The organism is Pseudomonas sp. GL-R-26 (assembly GCF_019947365.1).
Lineage (GTDB): Bacteria > Pseudomonadota > Gammaproteobacteria > Pseudomonadales > Pseudomonadaceae > Aquipseudomonas.
The window spans coordinates 1-17,205 of sequence record NZ_JAGYGI010000043.1 but is presented as its reverse complement, the minus strand read 5'-3'; the positions used below and the strand labels follow the sequence as shown (position 1 = coordinate 17,205).

The 17,205-nt window shown below is 58.9% G+C and carries 18 protein-coding genes and 1 tRNA gene; 13 read left to right on the top strand and 6 right to left on the bottom strand.

Annotated elements, in window-relative coordinates; genetic code table 11:
* Position 1: 1 nt before the first annotated feature.
* Together KGA96_RS27355 and KGA96_RS27350 are read right to left on the bottom strand one after the other, a co-directional pair.
* Positions 2-823, bottom strand: a complete 822-nt coding sequence (locus KGA96_RS27355; RefSeq protein ID WP_046041545.1) for an HDOD domain-containing protein — start codon at positions 821-823, stop codon at positions 2-4.
* A gap of 34 nt (positions 824-857) precedes the next feature.
* Positions 858-1,799, bottom strand: a complete 942-nt coding sequence (locus KGA96_RS27350; RefSeq protein ID WP_046041546.1) for a YgfZ/GcvT domain-containing protein — start codon at positions 1,797-1,799, stop codon at positions 858-860.
* Between the two features lie 148 nt (positions 1,800-1,947).
* On the opposite strand from KGA96_RS27350, the gene KGA96_RS27345 reads away from it, so the two are divergent.
* Positions 1,948-2,202, top strand: a complete 255-nt coding sequence (locus KGA96_RS27345) for a succinate dehydrogenase assembly factor 2 (RefSeq protein ID WP_046041547.1) — start codon at positions 1,948-1,950, stop codon at positions 2,200-2,202.
* Positions 2,186-2,638, top strand: coding sequence for a protein YgfX (locus KGA96_RS27340; RefSeq protein WP_046041548.1), 453 nt, complete (start codon positions 2,186-2,188; stop codon positions 2,636-2,638). The genes KGA96_RS27345 and KGA96_RS27340 overlap by 17 nt, the downstream gene beginning before the upstream one ends.
* Here KGA96_RS27340 and nadB read toward each other — a convergent pair.
* Positions 2,607-4,223, bottom strand: a complete 1,617-nt coding sequence (gene nadB / locus KGA96_RS27335) for an L-aspartate oxidase (RefSeq protein ID WP_046041549.1) — start codon at positions 4,221-4,223, stop codon at positions 2,607-2,609. The two genes, KGA96_RS27340 and nadB, sit on opposite strands and share 32 nt — an antisense overlap.
* A 552-nt stretch (positions 4,224-4,775) precedes the next feature.
* On the opposite strand from nadB, the gene rpoE reads away from it, so the two are divergent.
* From rpoE to KGA96_RS27315, 4 genes are all read left to right on the top strand, one after another.
* Positions 4,776-5,357 (top strand): RNA polymerase sigma factor RpoE, encoded by a 582-nt coding sequence (rpoE, locus tag KGA96_RS27330; protein ID WP_003172477.1) that lies wholly within the window; start codon positions 4,776-4,778, stop codon positions 5,355-5,357.
* A 31-nt stretch (positions 5,358-5,388) separates the two neighbouring features.
* The gene (locus KGA96_RS27325; protein WP_046041550.1) at positions 5,389-5,976 is read left to right on the top strand and encodes a sigma-E factor negative regulatory protein; all 588 of its coding nucleotides are present in this window, start codon (positions 5,389-5,391) and stop codon (positions 5,974-5,976) included.
* A gap of 8 nt (positions 5,977-5,984) precedes the next feature.
* Positions 5,985-6,944: a MucB/RseB C-terminal domain-containing protein gene (locus tag KGA96_RS27320; RefSeq protein ID WP_046041551.1), complete on the top strand. Its 960-nt coding sequence runs from the start codon at positions 5,985-5,987 to the stop codon at positions 6,942-6,944.
* Positions 6,945-7,122: 178 nt separating this feature from the next.
* Positions 7,123-8,547, top strand: coding sequence for a DegQ family serine endoprotease (locus KGA96_RS27315; RefSeq protein WP_046041552.1), 1,425 nt, complete (start codon positions 7,123-7,125; stop codon positions 8,545-8,547).
* Positions 8,548-8,623: 76 nt separating this feature from the next.
* Here KGA96_RS27315 and KGA96_RS27310 read toward each other — a convergent pair whose 3' ends face one another.
* Positions 8,624-10,057, bottom strand: coding sequence for a M48 family metalloprotease (locus KGA96_RS27310; protein ID WP_046041553.1), 1,434 nt, complete (start codon positions 10,055-10,057; stop codon positions 8,624-8,626).
* A gap of 98 nt (positions 10,058-10,155) precedes the next feature.
* Between KGA96_RS27310 and KGA96_RS27305 the strand changes: the two genes are divergently transcribed.
* A complete protein-coding gene (locus KGA96_RS27305; RefSeq protein ID WP_046041554.1) occupies positions 10,156-10,395 on the top strand; it encodes a sulfurtransferase TusA family protein in 240 nt (79 codons plus the stop codon).
* A 31-nt stretch (positions 10,396-10,426) separates the two neighbouring features.
* Positions 10,427-11,497 carry an AI-2E family transporter gene (locus KGA96_RS27300; RefSeq protein WP_223466474.1) on the top strand — a complete coding sequence of 357 codons (1,071 nt, stop codon included), beginning with the start codon at positions 10,427-10,429 and terminating at the stop codon, positions 11,495-11,497.
* 52 nt (positions 11,498-11,549) lie between these two features.
* On the opposite strand, the gene KGA96_RS27295 is transcribed toward KGA96_RS27300, so the two are convergent.
* Both KGA96_RS27295 and KGA96_RS27290 read right to left on the bottom strand, forming a co-directional pair.
* The gene (locus tag KGA96_RS27295; protein WP_046041556.1) at positions 11,550-12,023 is read right to left on the bottom strand and encodes a peroxiredoxin; all 474 of its coding nucleotides are present in this window, start codon (positions 12,021-12,023) and stop codon (positions 11,550-11,552) included.
* Positions 12,024-12,033: 10 nt separating this feature from the next.
* Positions 12,034-12,594 carry a glycine cleavage system protein R gene (locus tag KGA96_RS27290; RefSeq protein ID WP_007979776.1) on the bottom strand — a complete coding sequence of 187 codons (561 nt, stop codon included), beginning with the start codon at positions 12,592-12,594 and terminating at the stop codon, positions 12,034-12,036.
* 329 nt (positions 12,595-12,923) lie between these two features.
* On the opposite strand from KGA96_RS27290, the gene dapA reads away from it, so the two are divergent.
* The 5 genes from dapA (at position 12,924) to KGA96_RS27265 (ending at position 16,613) form a co-directional block, all read left to right on the top strand.
* Positions 12,924-13,802 (top strand): 4-hydroxy-tetrahydrodipicolinate synthase, encoded by an 879-nt coding sequence (gene dapA, locus KGA96_RS27285; RefSeq protein ID WP_046041557.1) that lies wholly within the window; start codon positions 12,924-12,926, stop codon positions 13,800-13,802.
* 17 nt (positions 13,803-13,819) lie between these two features.
* Positions 13,820-14,935: an outer membrane protein assembly factor BamC gene (gene bamC, locus KGA96_RS27280; protein WP_046041558.1), complete on the top strand. Its 1,116-nt coding sequence runs from the start codon at positions 13,820-13,822 to the stop codon at positions 14,933-14,935.
* 4 nt (positions 14,936-14,939) lie between these two features.
* Positions 14,940-15,698 (top strand): MBL fold metallo-hydrolase, encoded by a 759-nt coding sequence (locus KGA96_RS27275; RefSeq protein ID WP_046041559.1) that lies wholly within the window; start codon positions 14,940-14,942, stop codon positions 15,696-15,698.
* Between the two features lie 28 nt (positions 15,699-15,726).
* Positions 15,727-16,440: a phosphoribosylaminoimidazolesuccinocarboxamide synthase gene (gene purC, locus KGA96_RS27270; RefSeq protein ID WP_223515632.1), complete on the top strand. Its 714-nt coding sequence runs from the start codon at positions 15,727-15,729 to the stop codon at positions 16,438-16,440.
* 83 nt (positions 16,441-16,523) lie between these two features.
* Positions 16,524-16,613, top strand: a tRNA-Ser gene (locus tag KGA96_RS27265).
* Positions 16,614-17,205 lie beyond the last annotated feature (592 nt).

The window sequence follows — 17,205 nt, the reverse complement described above, 5'->3', positions numbered from 1 at the left end:
ATCAGTAAAACATCGTGCGCGTTTCTTCCAGATCGGCGCACATCGCCTTGTCGTCAAAGTCGATTCCGAGTGCCTTGTAGGCCGGTACAATCAACGCGTCGGCACGGGCGAGCGGGTGATCGGTTTCCTGCAGGCAATACAGGCTGGCCACCTGCACCAGATCCACATAGTCGACCTGCGCGGACTGGCGCTTGAAGTTCAGGTATAACCGCGGCACTTGCACCAGCATGTCGGGAAAATCCCAGACCTTGAGCAGTTTTTCGCCGATCAGCGGATGAATCCGGTCGATCACATGGTTGAGGCTGACCGGGTCGGACAGCAGCTCATAGTGATCTTCGGCGTACGTCAGGATCGGCAGCACGCCGATCTGGTGCACCAGCCCGCCAAGTGCCGCCTGATCGGGCTTGAGTCGGGTGTAGCGGCGGCACAAGGCGTAGCTGACGCCGGCGATTTCCAGGCTTTTACGCCAGACATCGCGCATCTTCTGCTCCACCACGTCAGAGCGGGCATGGAAAATCTGCTCCATGACCAGGCCGATCGCCAGGTTACAGCTGTAGTTGATACCCAGGCGGGTGATCGCGGTATGCAGGTCGGTCACTTCCTGGGCCGCGCGCAACAGTGGGCTGTTGACCACTTTGATCAGACGTGCTGACAGCGCGGTATCACGGCCGATCACTTTGCTCAGGGTACTGACGCTGACTTCCGGGTTTTCCGCGGCTTTGCGAATCTGCAGGGCCACTTCCGGTAACGTTGGCAGAACCAGGTCATCGTTATTGATGGCCTCAACCAAATCCTGTTGGACCTTTTCCGCCAGCTTGCTCATTTAGTCTCTCTAGGTGTCGCGCCAAGTGCTGCCGTTATTGCTGGATTTCGCGGTCGCGGTCCAGTTCATAAGGCAGGTCGAGCAGCTGCAAGGACGGCCCTTCGAGGGCGCCCAGGTGGATGTCTCCACCTTCTGCTGCTTCGGCTTGCAACACAGCCAGGAGTTCAATGTTCTGTCCGGCGCGGGCAGCCAGCACCACTTCACCGATGGAGCTGCCGTGGGTCGGGGAAAACAGCGGGGTACCCGGTTCAGGCAATTCGCCAGCAGCCAGCTGCAGGCGATACAGGCGGCGCTTGAGTTTGCCCAGGTACTGCATCCGCGCAACGATTTCCTGCCCGGTGTAGCAACCTTTCTTGAAGCTCACGCCGCCGACCGCTTGCAGGTTGAGCATCTGCGGGATGAACAGCTCGCGGGTGCCGGGCAAGACCTGGCCGATCCCTGCGCGGACCTGGCCCAGCAGCCATTGATTCAGATCGCCCTCGCTCAGCACAGCCGATAGCTTGCCTTTGACCGCATCGGCTTGACCGGCGGCGACCCACAGTTCTGCGCGTTCAGGCGAGACACGGATGGCGATCAGCCCGTCGTTGCGCACGACGCTGTCGGTTTCTGCCGACAGGTCCAGGCCGAGGCTGACCAGTGCGGCGTCGCCATGGTCAACGCCGAAGCGGATCCAGGCGGCACTTTCGTCGGTCAGTTTCGACTTGGAAAACACCGCGTATTTTTTCAGGTCCGCCAGTTGCGGTTCGAGCAATTCGGTGGCCATGGCCAGGACCACGCCGTCACCCTCGAGCAGGATGCGGAAACTCGATTGCATCCGGCCTTTTTGCGTGCAACGCGCACCGAGGCTGGCCCGGGAATCGCTCAGGTAGTTGAGGTTGCAGGTCAATTGGCCTTGCAGGAATTTGCTGGCGTCCGCGCCGCGGACCGCGAGAACACCTTCATGAGAAAGGGTGCAGAAAAAAGCAGAATCGGCCATGGGTCATCGCAGGGTAAAAAGTCTGGTGGACATCATAAGGGGCCGCCTGCGAAATGGGTAGTTAACAAAGGCTCGCAATGCCCGACCAAAGCCGACTGTTCGACCGGGCGCGGGCCTGTATACTTGCGGCCTATTTGAGGAGCGCTCCATGGTCGAAGATGTTGAACTGAACCGCCTCTTTTGGCACAGCCGCCGTGGCATGCTTGAGCTTGACGTGTTGCTGGTACCGTTCACGAAAGAGGTTTACGCAACGCTCAACGAAGTGGATCGCGCGTTGTACGTCCGACTGCTGACGAGTGAGGACCAGGACATGTTCGGCTGGTTCATGGAACGCAGCGAATCGGAAGATCCCGAGCTGCAACGCATGGTTCGCATGATCCTGGATCGTGTCCAGCCCAAGTAACGGCTTCGAATGCCGCTGGCATGCCTCACGGCAGTTGCTGGCGGCGTATCTTCTGGCCCAGCTGTTCGCGTTGGGTTCTTTGTTTTTACTGTCGATTCCGGTCTGGGCCAGCGCGCTCGGCGTCCTGCTGTGCGTGGTTCATGGAGTCTGGCTGTTGCCCCGGCAAATCCTGCTGACCCACCCTCAGGCATTTTGCGGTTTGCGGCGTGATGCCGATGGCTGGCAGTTGTGGAGTCGGGCCAGGGGTTGGCAGCCCGTGCAACTGAGGCCGGACAGCCTGGCGCTGCCGTTGGTGGTGGTACTGCGTTTCCGACTGCGTGGCGAGCGCCGGGTCAGGGCCATTTGCGTGCCCCGGGATGCGCAGGCGGCGGATGTGCACCGACGCCTGCGGGTCCGGCTCAAATTCAGCCGACGTAGGTGGGCGGCACCAGAATAGTGTCCAGCGCGACCGGCAACATGTCCGGGTAATCGAGGGTGTAATGCAGGCCGCGGCTTTCCTTGCGCTCCATGGCTGACAGGATCATCAGCTCGGCCACTTGGGCCAGGTTGCGCAGCTCGATCAAATCCCGGCTGACCTTGTAGTTGCTGTAGAACTCGTCGATTTCATCCAGCAACAGTTGCACGCGGTGTTGTGCCCGTTGCAGACGCTTGTTGGTCCGCACGATGCCAACGTAGTCCCACATGAATCGCCGCAGTTCATCCCAGTTGTGCGCAATGATCACGTCTTCATCGGAATCGGTGACCTGGCTCGCATCCCAGACGGGAAGGGGGGCCGGCATCGGCACTCGGGGCAACTGTTCAAGGATGTCTGCCGCCGCCGAGCGTGCATAGACGAAACATTCCAGCAGCGAGTTGCTGGCCATGCGGTTGGCGCCGTGCAGGCCGGTGAAGCTGGTTTCGCCGATGGCATACAACCCCGGCACATCGGTACGACCCTGTTGATCGACCATCACGCCGCCGCAGGTATAGTGCGCCGCCGGGACCACCGGAATCGGTTGTTTGGTGATGTCGATGGAAAATTCCAGGCAGCGTTCGTACACCGTCGGGAAGTGCGTCTTGATGAAGGCTTCGGGCTTGTGGCTGATGTCCAGATAGACGCAATCGACACCCAGTCGCTTCATTTCATGGTCGATCGCCCGGGCGACGATGTCCCGTGGCGCCAGCTCGGCCCGTGGGTCGAAGCGCGGCATGAAGCGCTCGCCGTTGGGCAGCTTCAGGTGGGCACCTTCGCCTCGCAGGGCTTCGGTGACCAGGAAGCTCTTGGCTTGTGGGTGATACAGGCAAGTAGGGTGGAACTGGTTGAATTCCAGATTCGCCACCCGGCAGCCCGAGCGCCAGGCCATGGCGATGCCATCGCCGCAGGCGCCGTCAGGGTTGCTGGTGTAGAGGTAAACCTTGGCTGCCCCACCGGAGGCGAGGATCACAAAACGGGCGCCATAGGTGTCGACTTCGCCGGTGCCGCGATTGAGCACATAAGCGCCGAGGCAGCGATCGCCTTCGAGTCCCAGGCGTTTTTCGGTAATCAGGTCAACCGCAACCCGCTGCTCCAGCAGTTCGATGTTCGGTCGTTTCCGGGCCTGGTCGAGCAGGGTGGTGAAAATGGCAGCGCCAGTGGCATCGGCGGCATGGATGATGCGCCGATGGCTGTGACCGCCCTCGCGGGTGAGGTGGAACTCGAACCCGCCGTCTTCGTTACTCGACTGTTCATCGCGGGTAAAGGGCACGCCCTGGTCGATCAGCCATTGAATCGCTTCCCTGCTGTGCTCGACGGTAAAACGCACGGCGTCCTCATGGCACAGGCCGCCGCCGGCATTGAGGGTGTCATCGACATGGGATTCAACGGTATCGGTGTCGTCCAGTACGGCCGCAACGCCGCCCTGGGCCCAGAAAGTCGAGCCATTGGCGAGGTTGCCCTTGCTCAGAACGGCAATGCGCAAATGACCGGGCAAGGTCAGCGCAAGGCTCAAGCCGGCAGCACCGCTGCCAATTACCAGAACATCGTGTTGAAACTGTTGGCTCATTTCAGGATTCCGCTCAAAGCGACCCGGGTCGGGGTTGGCGCAGCTGGACTGTCGAGTCGATGCAGCCGCACAGCCCACTAGTATATAGAGGGGGGGAGCGGCACAATACCCGAGCTAGCATGGCATTGTGAAACTACCGTGACCCAAAACATCGGTCACTTCGTCGGATGTTTTTCTGCCCGTTGGGCGCGAGAATGACTGTATCGCCGATTTAACAGTCTTTTTCCCTTCACGGTTGCACAATGTCGGGTTGGCACGGCTATAAATATTTGGAACTTTTGCCAAAGGGCCAAGATCAATAGAAGGTTGCCTGAAACAAGGGACAGTGTCGGTTTCAGTGCGGGATTGCAGTTCGATCCTTGCTGAAGAATCCGATGACAAGATTATCCGCGCAGCCGGGTCAACTCGTGCTGCGCTTTTCGTGCGTGCCAAATCAGAGCCCGCAGGAAACTTGCCTGGAGGGGGAGAACTTTTGCGAAAAGCACGAGTCTATGTTTGCAAGTCTGGTGGTTTACTTCTGCAAGCCTCCTCCGAGCTCATCGAGGAGTGTTCATGCTAACCCAGGAAGAGGATCAGCAACTGGTCGAACGCGTTCAGCGCGGCGACAAGCGTGCTTTCGATCTGCTAGTGCTGAAATACCAGCACAAAATTCTCGGGTTGATCGTGCGTTTTGTGCACGACACCCATGAAGCCCAGGATGTGGCACAAGAAGCCTTTATCAAGGCATACCGTGCACTTGGAAATTTTCGCGGAGACAGCGCGTTTTATACGTGGCTTTACCGCATCGCCATCAACACGGCGAAAAACTATCTGGTTTCACGCGGCCGTCGGCCGCCGGATAGCGATGTCAGTTCCGAGGATGCAGAGTTCTACGATGGCGATCATGGCCTCAAGGATCTCGAGTCGCCAGAGCGGGCCTTGCTGCGGGATGAGATCGAAGGCACCGTCCATCGAACCATTCAGCAACTGCCGGAAGATTTGCGTACGGCTTTAACTTTACGTGAGTTTGATGGTCTGAGTTACGAGGACATTGCGAGCGTCATGCAATGTCCGGTAGGCACCGTGCGCTCCCGGATCTTCCGCGCCCGGGAGGCCATCGACAAAGCCCTGCAGCCATTGTTGCAGGAAAACTAAAGACAGCGGCGACAGCCAAGAGAGGAACGCCATGAGTCGTGAAGCCCTGCAGGAATCGCTGTCCGCAGTGATGGATAACGAAGCGGACGAATTGGAATTGCGTCGGGTATTGAATGCCTGTGACGATGTTGAAACCCGTGATACCTGGGCTCGTTATCAGATCGCTCGGGCAGTGATGCACAAGGATCTGCTGCTTCCACGCCTGGACATCGCCGCAGCTGTTTCTGCTGCCCTGGCTGACGAAGCCGTACCGGCAAAAGCCTCCCGTGGTCCATGGCGCAGCCTGGGTCGTCTGGCGGTCGCAGCTTCCGTGACCCTGGCGGTGCTGGCCGGTGTACGTCTGTACAACCAGGATGAGATCGCCGGCGTCGAATTGGCCCAGCAATCCACTCAGCCCGGACTGGCCGTTCCTCAAGTAAAAGGCCCAGCCGTTCTGGCAGGCTACAATGAGAGTTCGGATGCTACTGGCCCAATGGCCAACGGCGTATTGCAAGGTCAGCCAGGCTGGCACGATCAGCGTTTGCCAGGTTACTTGCGCCAACACGCACAACAGGCTGCACTGAAAGGCACTGAGAGCGCTCTGCCGTACGCTCGTGCCGCAAGCCTGGAAAACCGTTAAGGAGGATCATGCGCGCCATACCTCTACTTTCGCTTCTGCTCTGCGGCTGGTTCATTGTTCCAGCCCAAGCCGATGAAGCCCAGGACTGGTTGACCCGCCTGGGCCAGGCAGAGCAACAGCAAAGCTTTCAGGGTACTTTCGTCTACGAGCGTAACGGTAGTTTTTCTACCCATAACATCTGGCACCGCGTCCAGGATGGAAAGGTCCGCGAGCGATTGATCCAGCTCGACGGTTCCGCTCAGGAAGTCGTTCGCATTGATGGGCAAACCCAATGCGTCAGCGGCACACTGATAGCAGGGCTTGGGGACTCCCCGAACTCCGCTGCCCGTGCACTCGATCCTCAAAAGCTCAAGAATTGGTATGACCTCGCCGTCATCGGCAAGTCGCGTGTCGCCGGGCGTCCGGCGGTGATCGTATCGCTGACACCCCGCGATCAGCATCGCTACGGTTTTGAACTGCATCTGGACAAAGAGACCGGCCTGCCTCTGAAGTCCTTGCTACTGGACGACAAGGGGCGGTTGTTGGAGCGCTTCCAGTTCACGCAACTGGATACCGCCGACGTTCCTTCCGAAAAAGACCTGCAGGCCAGTAATGATTGCAAGCCGGTCAACCTCGAGAGTGACAAGGCTTCTGCCGTCAAGTCTGCTCAGGTCTGGCGTTCCGACTGGTTGCCGCCCGGCTTCGAGCTGACCAGCAGCACCGCTCGCAAGGATCCGGAGACCAAGACCCAGGTCAACAGCCTGATGTATGACGATGGCCTGACGCGCTTTTCGGTATTCCTCGAACCGTTGAATGGTGCAACAGTCACCGACACCCGTACTCAGTTGGGCCCGACTGTTGCGGTTTCCAGGCGCCTGGCCACGACACAGGGCGACATGATGGTGACCGTCGTCGGCGAGATACCGGTCGGTACTGCTGAACGGATAGCGCTTTCGATGCGCACCGATGCCGCTGCAACCAAGCAGTGAGCTGAATTCGAAATGTTTCGTGAGCATTTCAATTTGCAAAAATCCCGTAAATTTCTTATAGGTCAGAGCCCCTCGGCTCTGGCCTTGTTTGTTGTTCCCGGAACAAAAATACCGGCGTATTGTTCCCGGTGTTCCTTGCTCCATATCGCTTAACCATGCTCGTCGTAACGGGAGCCGTATGTCGATACCTCGCTTGAAGTCCTACTTTTCCATTTTTGCCACCGTGCTGGTGCTCGGTCAGGCGGTCACCGCCCAAGCGGTCGAACTGCCTGACTTTACGCAACTGGTCGAACAGGCCTCGCCTGCGGTCGTGAACATCAGTACCACGCAAAAGCTGCCGGATCGCAAAGTCAGCCAGCAAATGCCCGACCTCGAAGGCTTGCCGCCAATGCTGCGCGAATTCTTCGAGCGGGGCATGCCGCCACAATCGCGCTCACCGCGTGACCGTCAGCGCGAGGCAACCTCCCTGGGCTCAGGTTTCATCATCTCTACCGATGGCTATATCCTGACCAACAACCACGTGATCGCCGATGCTGACGAGATCCTCGTCCGCCTGGCTGATCGCAGCGAAATGAAAGCCAAGCTGATCGGTACCGATCCTCGTTCCGACGTGGCGCTGCTGAAAATCGAAGGCAAGGATCTGCCGGTGCTCAAGCTCGGTAAATCCCAGGACCTGAAAGCCGGCCAATGGGTTGTCGCGATCGGCTCGCCATTCGGCTTTGACCACACAGTGACCCAAGGCATCGTCAGCGCCGTCGGTCGCAGCCTGCCGAACGAAAACTATGTGCCGTTCATCCAGACCGACGTGCCGATCAACCCGGGTAACTCCGGTGGCCCGCTGTTCAACCTGAACGGTGAGGTGGTCGGGATCAACTCGCAGATCTATACCCGCTCCGGTGGCTTCATGGGCGTGTCGTTTGCAATCCCGATCGACGTGGCCATGGATGTTTCCAATCAGCTGAAATCCGGTGGCAAGGTCAGCCGTGGCTGGCTGGGTGTCGTGATTCAGGAAGTGAGCAAGGACCTGGCCGAGTCGTTCGGTCTGGAGAAGCCGGCCGGTGCGCTGGTTGCCCAAATCCAGGATGATGGTCCGGCTGCCAAGGGTGGCTTGCAAGTGGGCGACGTGATCCTGAGCATGAACGGTCAGCCAATCGTTATGTCGGCCGACTTGCCGCACCTCGTTGGCGCGTTGAAGGCTGGTGCAAAAGCCAATCTGGAAGTGATCCGTGACGGCAAGCGCAAGAATGTCGAACTGACCGTCGGTGCAATTCCGGAAGAAGGCAAGGAGATGGGTGCCGAGCCAAAATCCAGCATCGAGCGCAGCAGCAATCGTCTCGGTGTTTCCGTGGTCGAGCTGACTGACGACCAGAAGAAAACCTACGACCTCAAGGGTGGTGTGGTGATCAAGGAAGTGCAGGACGGTCCTGCCGCTCTGATCGGCTTGCAGCCGGGTGATGTGATCACCCACCTGAACAACCAGGCCATCGGTTCCACCAAGGAGTTCGCGGACATCGCCAAGGCGCTGCCAAAGAACCGCTCGGTGTCGATGCGGGTACTGCGTCAGGGTCGTGCGAGCTTCATCACCTTCAAGCTGGCTGAATAACCCGGTTGTTGGTTGAATAAAAAACCGCCTCGAAAGAGGCGGTTTTTTTGTGTCCGGACTTCTTGCCTCCAGGGCGTCAGCCCATCATGTCCTTGATCATGCGCTCCTGTTCCATCAGCTCGCGTTGCCGTGCATCGATCCGCGAAGACAGCGGGAAGTTGCTGCCAGCCTTGCGTTTGGCGAAGTCCAGTTGCTGAATGGCCTGTTTGTAGTCCCCGACCAGCGCAAAGTATTCGGCGCGAGCCTGATGCAGGCCGATGATATTGCCCGACAGGCCGCGCGTCTCGGCAACCTGATACCACACGTCCGGATCATCCGGGCGCGACTTGAGCAGGCCTTCGAGGGCTTTCTCCGCATCCGCAGTACGGTTCTGCTTCAGCAGCAGGTCGACGCGCACCTGGTTCAGCGGATAGTTGCCAGGATACTGGGCCATCAACCGGTCAACCCGGGACTGGGCGTCCGCCAGGCGATTGTTGGTGATGTCCAGGTCAACCTGAGCCAGGTTGTAGATGATTTCGTTGGGTGACTTGGCCAGCAACAGCTTGAGGTTTTCCCGTGCTTCGTTCAGTTGACCGCCCTTGATCTGGGCAATTGCCAGGCCGTAGCGCGCCACGTCGTTTTTCGGGTTTTCGTCGAGCAGGGCACGGAAGCGCTTGGCACCGAGCCCCGGGGTTTCTTCATAGATCAACTGGACGCGCGCGCGGATCAGTTGATAACGCATGCTGTCTTCGATACCGCCCTGTGGTGCCAGTTCGGCGCGGTTGCGGGTGTCGGCGATACGCGATTCGGTCACCGGGTGCGTCAGCAGGAATTCCGGTGGCTTGGCATCGTAGCGGTACTGCCGCCCCAGGCGCTCGAACATGGTGGGCATCGACCGGGGGTCATAACCGGCCTTTTCCAGATTGAGAATGCCGATGCGGTCGGCTTCCTGTTCGTTCTGGCGGGAGAACCGCCGTTGTTCCTGAATGGCCGCTGCCTGTGTACCGGCAATGGCAGCGATCCCGGCGTCACCGGCGCCCGCGGCTGCGATCACGATGCCGGCCAGCAATGCGGCCATCATGGGTACTTGCATGCGTTGTTGCGCTTCGATGCCCCGGGCAAAGTGGCGCTGCGACAAGTGAGCCAATTCGTGCGCCAGTACCGAAGCGTATTCGCCTTCGGTCTGGGCGTTGAGGAACAAACCTCCGTTCACCCCGACGATCCCGCCCGGCGCCGCAAAGGCGTTGAGCTGCGGGCTGTTGATCAGGATGAATTCCAGGCGCCGGTCAGTGACCTGGCTGGTCTCGACCAGTCGGTAAACGCTGGATTCCACATAATCCTTGAGCTGCGGATCGTTGAGCTGCGAAACCTGACTGCGCAACATGGCCAGCCAGGCGCGGCCGAGCTGGTATTCCTGTTGCGGTGAGACAATGGCAGAACTGGCGTCGCCGAGTGACGGCAGGTCGTCGGCGAAGCCCGGTGAGGCGAGCAGGCAAGCGAGCGTCAGCAGGGTAGGGCGCAAAAATGTCATGCACAAAGCCTTAGTCGACAAAGACCTTACTGTAGCCGGACACCGACGTTGCGACCAGATATTCTAGGCAACTCAACCACCTGACCCGGAGTGATGCAATGACCGACGCTTTAGAGCATGACGTTGAACTGGACGCCAGTGGCCTGAATTGCCCGTTGCCGTTGCTCAAGGCCAAGATGGAGCTCAACCGGCTGGCCAGTGGTGCGGTACTCAAGGTCATCGCCACCGATGCGGGTTCGCAGCGCGACTTTCGCACCTTTGCCCGATTGGCCGGTCATACCCTGCTTCGTGAAGAAGATGACGCGGGTGTTTACCGCTACTGGTTGAAAAAAGCCTGAAATCGGCTGTGTTTGCTCCTAAGGATTATTGATGTTCAAAGTGTTACGCGACTGGATCCAGCGCTATTTTTCCGATGAAGAAGCGGTGGTGCTGGCTGTCCTGCTGATTCTTGCGTTCACCGCCGTGCTGACCCTGGGCGGTATGCTGGCGCCGGTGCTCGCCGGCATGGTGCTGGCGTACCTGATGCAGGGGCTGGTGGTGACCCTCGAGCGCCTGCGGGTGCCAGGTGGGGTCGCGGTGGGGCTGGTCTTTGCGTTGTTCATGGGGCTGTTGCTGGTGTTTATCGTGGTGGTCGTGCCATTGCTATGGCACCAACTGATCACGTTGTTCAACGAGTTGCCCGGCATGCTTGCCAAATGGCAGTCGCTGTTGCTGTTGCTGCCCGAGCGCTATCCGCACCTGGTATCCGACGAGCAGGTGCTGCGGGCCATCGAAGTGGCGCGGGGCGAAATCGGCAAGTTTGGTCAGTGGGCACTGACGTTCTCGCTGTCGAGCCTGCCGTTGCTGGTGAACATCATGATCTACCTGGTGCTGGTGCCGATCCTGGTGTTTTTCTTCCTCAAGGACCGGACCATGATCGGCCAGTGGGTGCGCGGCTACCTGCCCCGTGAGCGGGCGTTGATCACCCGGGTCGCCCATGAAATGAACCGGCAGATCGCCAACTACATTCGCGGCAAGGTCATCGAAATCTTCATTTGTGGCGGCGTGACCTACATCGCCTTTGTTGTTCTTGAGCTCAATTACGCGGCGCTGCTGGCTTTGCTGGTGGGGATTTCGGTGGTTGTGCCTTATGTCGGCGCCGTGGTGGTAACCGTGCCCGTGTTTCTGATTGCGCTGTTCCAGTGGGGCTGGAGCGATCAATTCATTTACTTGATGGCAGTCTACGGGGTCATTCAGACGCTGGATGGCAACGTGCTGGTGCCATTGCTGTTCTCGGAGGCGGTCAACCTGCACCCGGTGGCGATCATCTGCGCAGTGCTGTTGTTTGGTGGGTTGTGGGGATTCTGGGGGGTGTTCTTCGCGATTCCCCTGGCGACGCTGTTCAAGGCCGTGCTGGACGCTTGGCCGCGCAAAGAGCCGGAGGTATCACCGCTGCTATAAGTCGGTGGAGATAAAAAATCGCAGCTCATGGCTGCGATTTTTTTTGAGGTATTCAGGCCTTGTTCAGTGCCTGAGCGGCAGCCAAAACGGCATCAACATGCCCCGGCACCTTCACGCCGCGCCATTCCTGGCGCAGTACGCCGTTGGCGTCGATCAGGAACGTGCTGCGATCCACGCCCATGTATTCCTTGCCGTAGAGCTTTTTCAGCTTGATCACGTCGAACAGCTGGCAGATGGCTTCATCCTTGTCGCTGATCAGCTCAAAGGGGAATTCCTGTTTGCACTTGAAGTTCTCGTGGGATTTCAGGCTGTCGCGAGACACACCGAACACTTCGGTGTTGGCGGCCTTGAACGCAGCGTACTGATCACGAAAACCCTGCCCTTCGGTCGTGCAGCCAGGGGTGCTGTCCTTGGGGTAGAAGTAGATCACCACTTGCTTGCCCTTCAGGCCCGCGAGGTTGACGGTCTGCCCGCTGGTGGCGGGGGCTTCGAAATCGGCAACCGGTTGGTCGATGGCAACGGCCATGAAAGCTTCCTTACATTGGGTTCTGTGGGCGCCAGGGTTCGATCAGGGCATCGAGGTTCAGCGCGTCGGCAAAATCCAGGAACTGATCGCGCAGCCAGCTAATTTGCACGCCGGCCGGCAAGGTCACGGTAAACGTGGCGTTGAGCATGGTGCCGCCGGTCTGCGGAGCCTGATAGGTGTCGCAGGTCAGGTTTTCCAGCTCGACATTGTGGTCCATGAAGAACTGGCACAGTTCGTTGATGATGTCCGAGCGGTAGGCCGAGCTGACATAAGCGACGTACGGCAGGGCCTGGGGGCGGTTTTCCAGGGCCGCGCTGCGCACCACGTTGACCGTGAACGCATGCCGCTTGGCCAATACAGGCAGGCTGCCTTCCAGGCGTGCCAAGGCATCCCAGCTACCGGAGATTTCCAGCACCAGGGCACTGCATTCGCCGTGGCGGGTCAGGCGAGAGGTGACAACGGCGCAGCGGTTTTCATGGCTGGCGCGGCACAGGACGTTGGTCAGCTCCATGGGGTTGGCGCCGAGGGCACTGATAACAAGGAATTGTTCGCGAACTGTGGGGGTGGACATGCAGCATTCCTAAAGCGATGAGCGGTCGGTACGTCCAGAGGGCGTTTTGTCGGGAGCGAGCCTGCGGATGCGAATTCAGAAAACCCCAAACGACAGGTTGCGACGGTGCTCCGGCAGGGCGGGAGCGAGAGGCGGCAACGCTGGATCAGGGCTTGTGATGCCGAAAATGGAGGCTGAAACCCGACGCACGAGCTTGTCTGTACCGATCAAAGTCTGAAGGGTAGCGAAAACCGGCGCCAAGGGGAATGGCGGCAGCACAGTACTTCGCTTGTGCAAGCATCTTGGCGCCAGTACCATTACGGCTCTCTTTTTCCGGCAGGAGCGGTTTCATGATTGCGGGCAGTATGGTGGCACTGGTCACACCCATGGATGCACAGGGGCGTCTTGACTGGGACAGCCTCAGCAAACTCGTGGACTTCCACCTTGAAAACGGCACCCATGCCATTGTCGCCGTCGGTACCACCGGCGAATCGGCAACCCTCGACGTCAACGAGCATATCGAAGTCATCCGTGCCGTGGTCAAGCAGGTCAACGGTCGTATTCCGGTGATCGCCGGTACCGGCGCCAATTCGACCCGCGAAGCCGTCGAATTGACCCGAAATGCCAAGGAAGCCGGCGCCGATGCCTGCCTGCTGGTCGTGCCGTACTACAACAAGCCGACCCAGGAAGGCCTGTACCTGCACTTCAAGCACATCGCCGAATCGGTCGACATCCCGCAGATTCTCTATAACGTTCCCGGCCGCACCTCCTGCGACATGCAGGCCGAAACCGTGATCCGCCTGTCCACCGTGCCGAACATCATCGGTATCAAGGAAGCGACCGGCGACCTCAAGCGCGCCAAGGCCATCCTCGACGGTGTAAGCAAGGACTTCATCGTCCTTTCCGGCGATGATCCGACCGCGGTCGAGCTGATCCTGATGGGCGGCAAGGGCAACATCTCCGTGACCGCCAACGTCGCGCCGCGTGAAATGGCCGATCTGTGCGAGGCTGCCCTCAAGGGGGATGCCGAGACTGCACGGGCAATCAACGAAAAACTGATGCCGCTGCACAAGGACCTGTTCATCGAAGCCAACCCGATTCCGGTGAAGTGGGCTTTGGTTGAAATGGGACTGATGCACGAAGGCATTCGCCTGCCGTTGACCTGGCTGAGCACACCTTGTCACGAAACGCTGCGCACGGCCCTGCGCCAGTGCGGCGTCCTGGTTTAATTGAGGAAGTACAACGCATGAAGCGAATGGCCGGACTTTCCGCACTTGCCTTGATTATCTCCAGCACCAGTGGCTGTGGATGGGTCTGGGGCCCGGAAGGTTATTTCCGTGACCGTGGTAGCGATTACCTGGAAGCGCAACAGACTGCACCGATGCAAATACCGCAGGATGTCCGTACCGCCAAGCGTCTGGATCCGCTGTTGCCGATCCCGCGCAACGTGGCCGATGACACCGCCAAGGGCGAATACATCGTTCCTCGGCCGCAGCCGCTGACCGCGGGTGCCGACGCCAGTGCCTACTCCCTGCAGAAGAGCGGCGGCTCCAGCTCCATCCTGGCGCAGAATCCGCCGGCTGAAGTCTGGCCCGTGGCCGTTCAGTTCTTCCAGGACAACGGTTTCCGTCTGGATGAACAGCGTCCGCAAACCGGCGAATTCACCACGACCTGGCAGCATTCCGATGAACTGTCCGCGGCCATGGCCAAGCGCCTGAGCGCGGCCGGTGTCAGCACGGACAGCGAAACCCGCGTGCGGGTGCGCATTGAGCCGGGCGTGCAGCGCAACACCAGTGAAGTCTACGTGGTCAGCGCCGAGCGTCCTGCCGGCAGCACCGCCGACGTGGCCTTCACCAACCGTTCGGTCAATACTGGCCTGGACGCGGCACTGGTCGACGACATGCTCGCGAGCATGAGCCGTATCTCCGAGAAGGGCGGTTCGGTTTCCATGCTGGCTTCGCGTGATTTCGACGCGCCAAGTCGTGTCAGTCTGAGTGAGGACGGCAGCGGCAACCCTGTGCTGAACGTCGGCACCGACCTGGATCGCGCCTGGTCGAGCGTCGGTCGTGCGCTGGAGCAAGGCGAATGGCGTGTTGAAGACATCAACCGCAGCCTGGGCCTGTACTACATCAACCTGGCCGAAAAAGCCGAGAGCAAAGACGACAAGCCAGGCTTCTTCAGCAGCCTGTTCGGCAGTGCGCCGAGCAAGGAAGAGCTTGAGGCTCGCGCCGAGCGTTATCAGGTTCGCCTGAGCAAGGTTGGCGAGAACGTCCAGGTCACCGTCGAGAAAAACATCAACACCGTGGCGCCGGCAGATGTGGCGCGTAAAGTGTTGAGCAAGATTCAGGACAACCTGGGCTGATCCTATGCGTTTTGCCGTTCTCGGCAGCGGTAGTCAAGGGAACGGCACGCTGATAGCCAGTGCTGATACGTACGTATTGGTGGATTGTGGTTTTTCCCTGCGGGAAACCGAAAAACGCCTGCTGCGCCTGGGTGTGAACCCTGCGCAGCTGAGCGCGATACTCGTGACCCACGAACATGCCGACCACGTGCATGGCGTGGGTTTGCTGTCTCGGCGCTACAATCTGCCTGTCTACCTCAGTCGCGGGACCTTGCGCGGGATGCGCAAACCGATGGAACCCGCAGGCTTTCTGGCCGGCGGCGAGCAGCTGCAAATCGGCGACTTGAGCATCGGTGTCATTGCCGTGGCCCACGATGCACAAGAGCCGACGCAATATGTTTTCAGTGACGGTATACGGCGCTTCGGCCTGTTGACCGACCTGGGGTCGTATTGTGACAAGGTGCTGGACGGCTATCGGGACCTCGATGCGTTGATGATCGAGTCCAATCACTGTCGTGACATGCTGGCTCGCGGTCATTACCCGTACTTTCTCAAGCAGCGGGTGGGCGGTGAGCTGGGGCATTTGAATAACCACCAGGCGGCATTCCTGGTGGCTGAGCTGGGCTGGAAAGACCTGCAACACCTGGTCCTGGCCCATCTGAGCAGCAAGAACAACCTGCCGCGGCTGGCCCGGCAATGTTTTGTCGACACCCTCGGGTGCGACCCGGACTGGCTGCAACTGGCCGATCAAGATTCAGGGCTCGACTGGCGTCACATCGCCTAGCCCATCTACTTAGCAAGCGGAGCCCATCATGGAAAAACGTGAAGAACTCTACCGCGGCAAAGCCAAGTCGGTTTACAAGACCGACGACGCTAACCGTTTGATCCTGCTGTTTCGCAACGACACCTCGGCGTTCGATGGCAAGCGTATCGAACAGCTCGACCGCAAAGGCATGGTGAACAACAAGTTCAATGCCTTCATCATGCAGAAGCTCGAAGCTGCTGGCGTGCCGACCCAATTCGATAAATTGCTGGGCGACAATGAATGCCTGGTGAAGAAGCTCGACATGATCCCGGTCGAGTGCGTCGTGCGTAACTACGCCGCCGGCAGCCTGGTCAAGCGTCTGGGTGTCGAAGAGGGCATAAAGCTCAACCCTTACACCTTCGAGCTGTTCCTGAAGGACGACGCCAAGGGCGACCCGTTCATCAACGAATCCCACGTCGTTGCCTTTGGTTGGGGCACCGCCGAGCAACTGGTTCGCATGAAAGAGCTGTCGCTCAAGGTCAATGAAGTCCTGAGCAAGCTGTTCGACGACGCCGGCCTGCTGCTGGTCGACTTCAAGCTGGAATTCGGCGTGTTCCACGATGGCTCCATCGTGCTGGGCGACGAATTCAGCCCGGACGGCTGCCGTCTGTGGGACAAGGCCACCGGCAAGAAAATGGACAAGGACCGCTTCCGTCAGGGCCTCGGTGACGTCATCGAAGCCTATGAAGAAGTCGCCAATCGTCTGGGTGTACCGCTTTAACCGACGCAAGCATCTGAAAGCACAGAAATATTTCGCTTAGGGGGTTCGCTTCCTGCGAAAGTGTTGTTATGATGCGCGCCGTTGGAGAGATGCCAGAGTGGCCGAATGGGACGGATTCGAAATCCGTTGTACCTTCACCGGTACCTAGGGTTCGAATCCCTATCTCTCCGCCATTATTGAATAAGACTAAGCCCCTGAAATGGTTAAACATTTCAGGGGCTTTTTCGTTTCTGTCGTATCGATCGGGGCATTTGGTGTCCTGCATGCCGCGCTAGTCCGTTCCAGTTCTCCGGCGTTTTCCGCGAGATACCCGTCATGCTCTCGGGATTCCTGGGTATCCATATGCCGTAGTGTTTTCTCGCCGTCGTTGTGCCTGCATGTCCAGGCGGTGTGATTTGGGTTCTGCGCTGTCCCGATGCTTTATATAGGTGCTGGAGGTTTTCATGGTGGCAACCCGGGCGCTTTGGTAAGGAAGAAGAATTTTCAGGTGGGGGGGTTGACCACGTATTTTAATACTGTACTATTCGCCTCCCGCTAACGAGCAGTTTGAAGTTGCTCTTGGTTTAAGTAGTTGATTTTGTTGAAAAATCAGAAACTTTTAAGGTTGCAAATTGAAAAGATGCGCTGTAAGATGTGCACCTCGGTTGAGACGAAAGATCTTAACCAACCGCTCTTTAACAACTGAATCAAGCAATTCGTGTGGGTGCTTGTGGAGTCAGACTGCTAGTCAACAGATTATCAGCATCACAAGTTACTCCGCGAGAA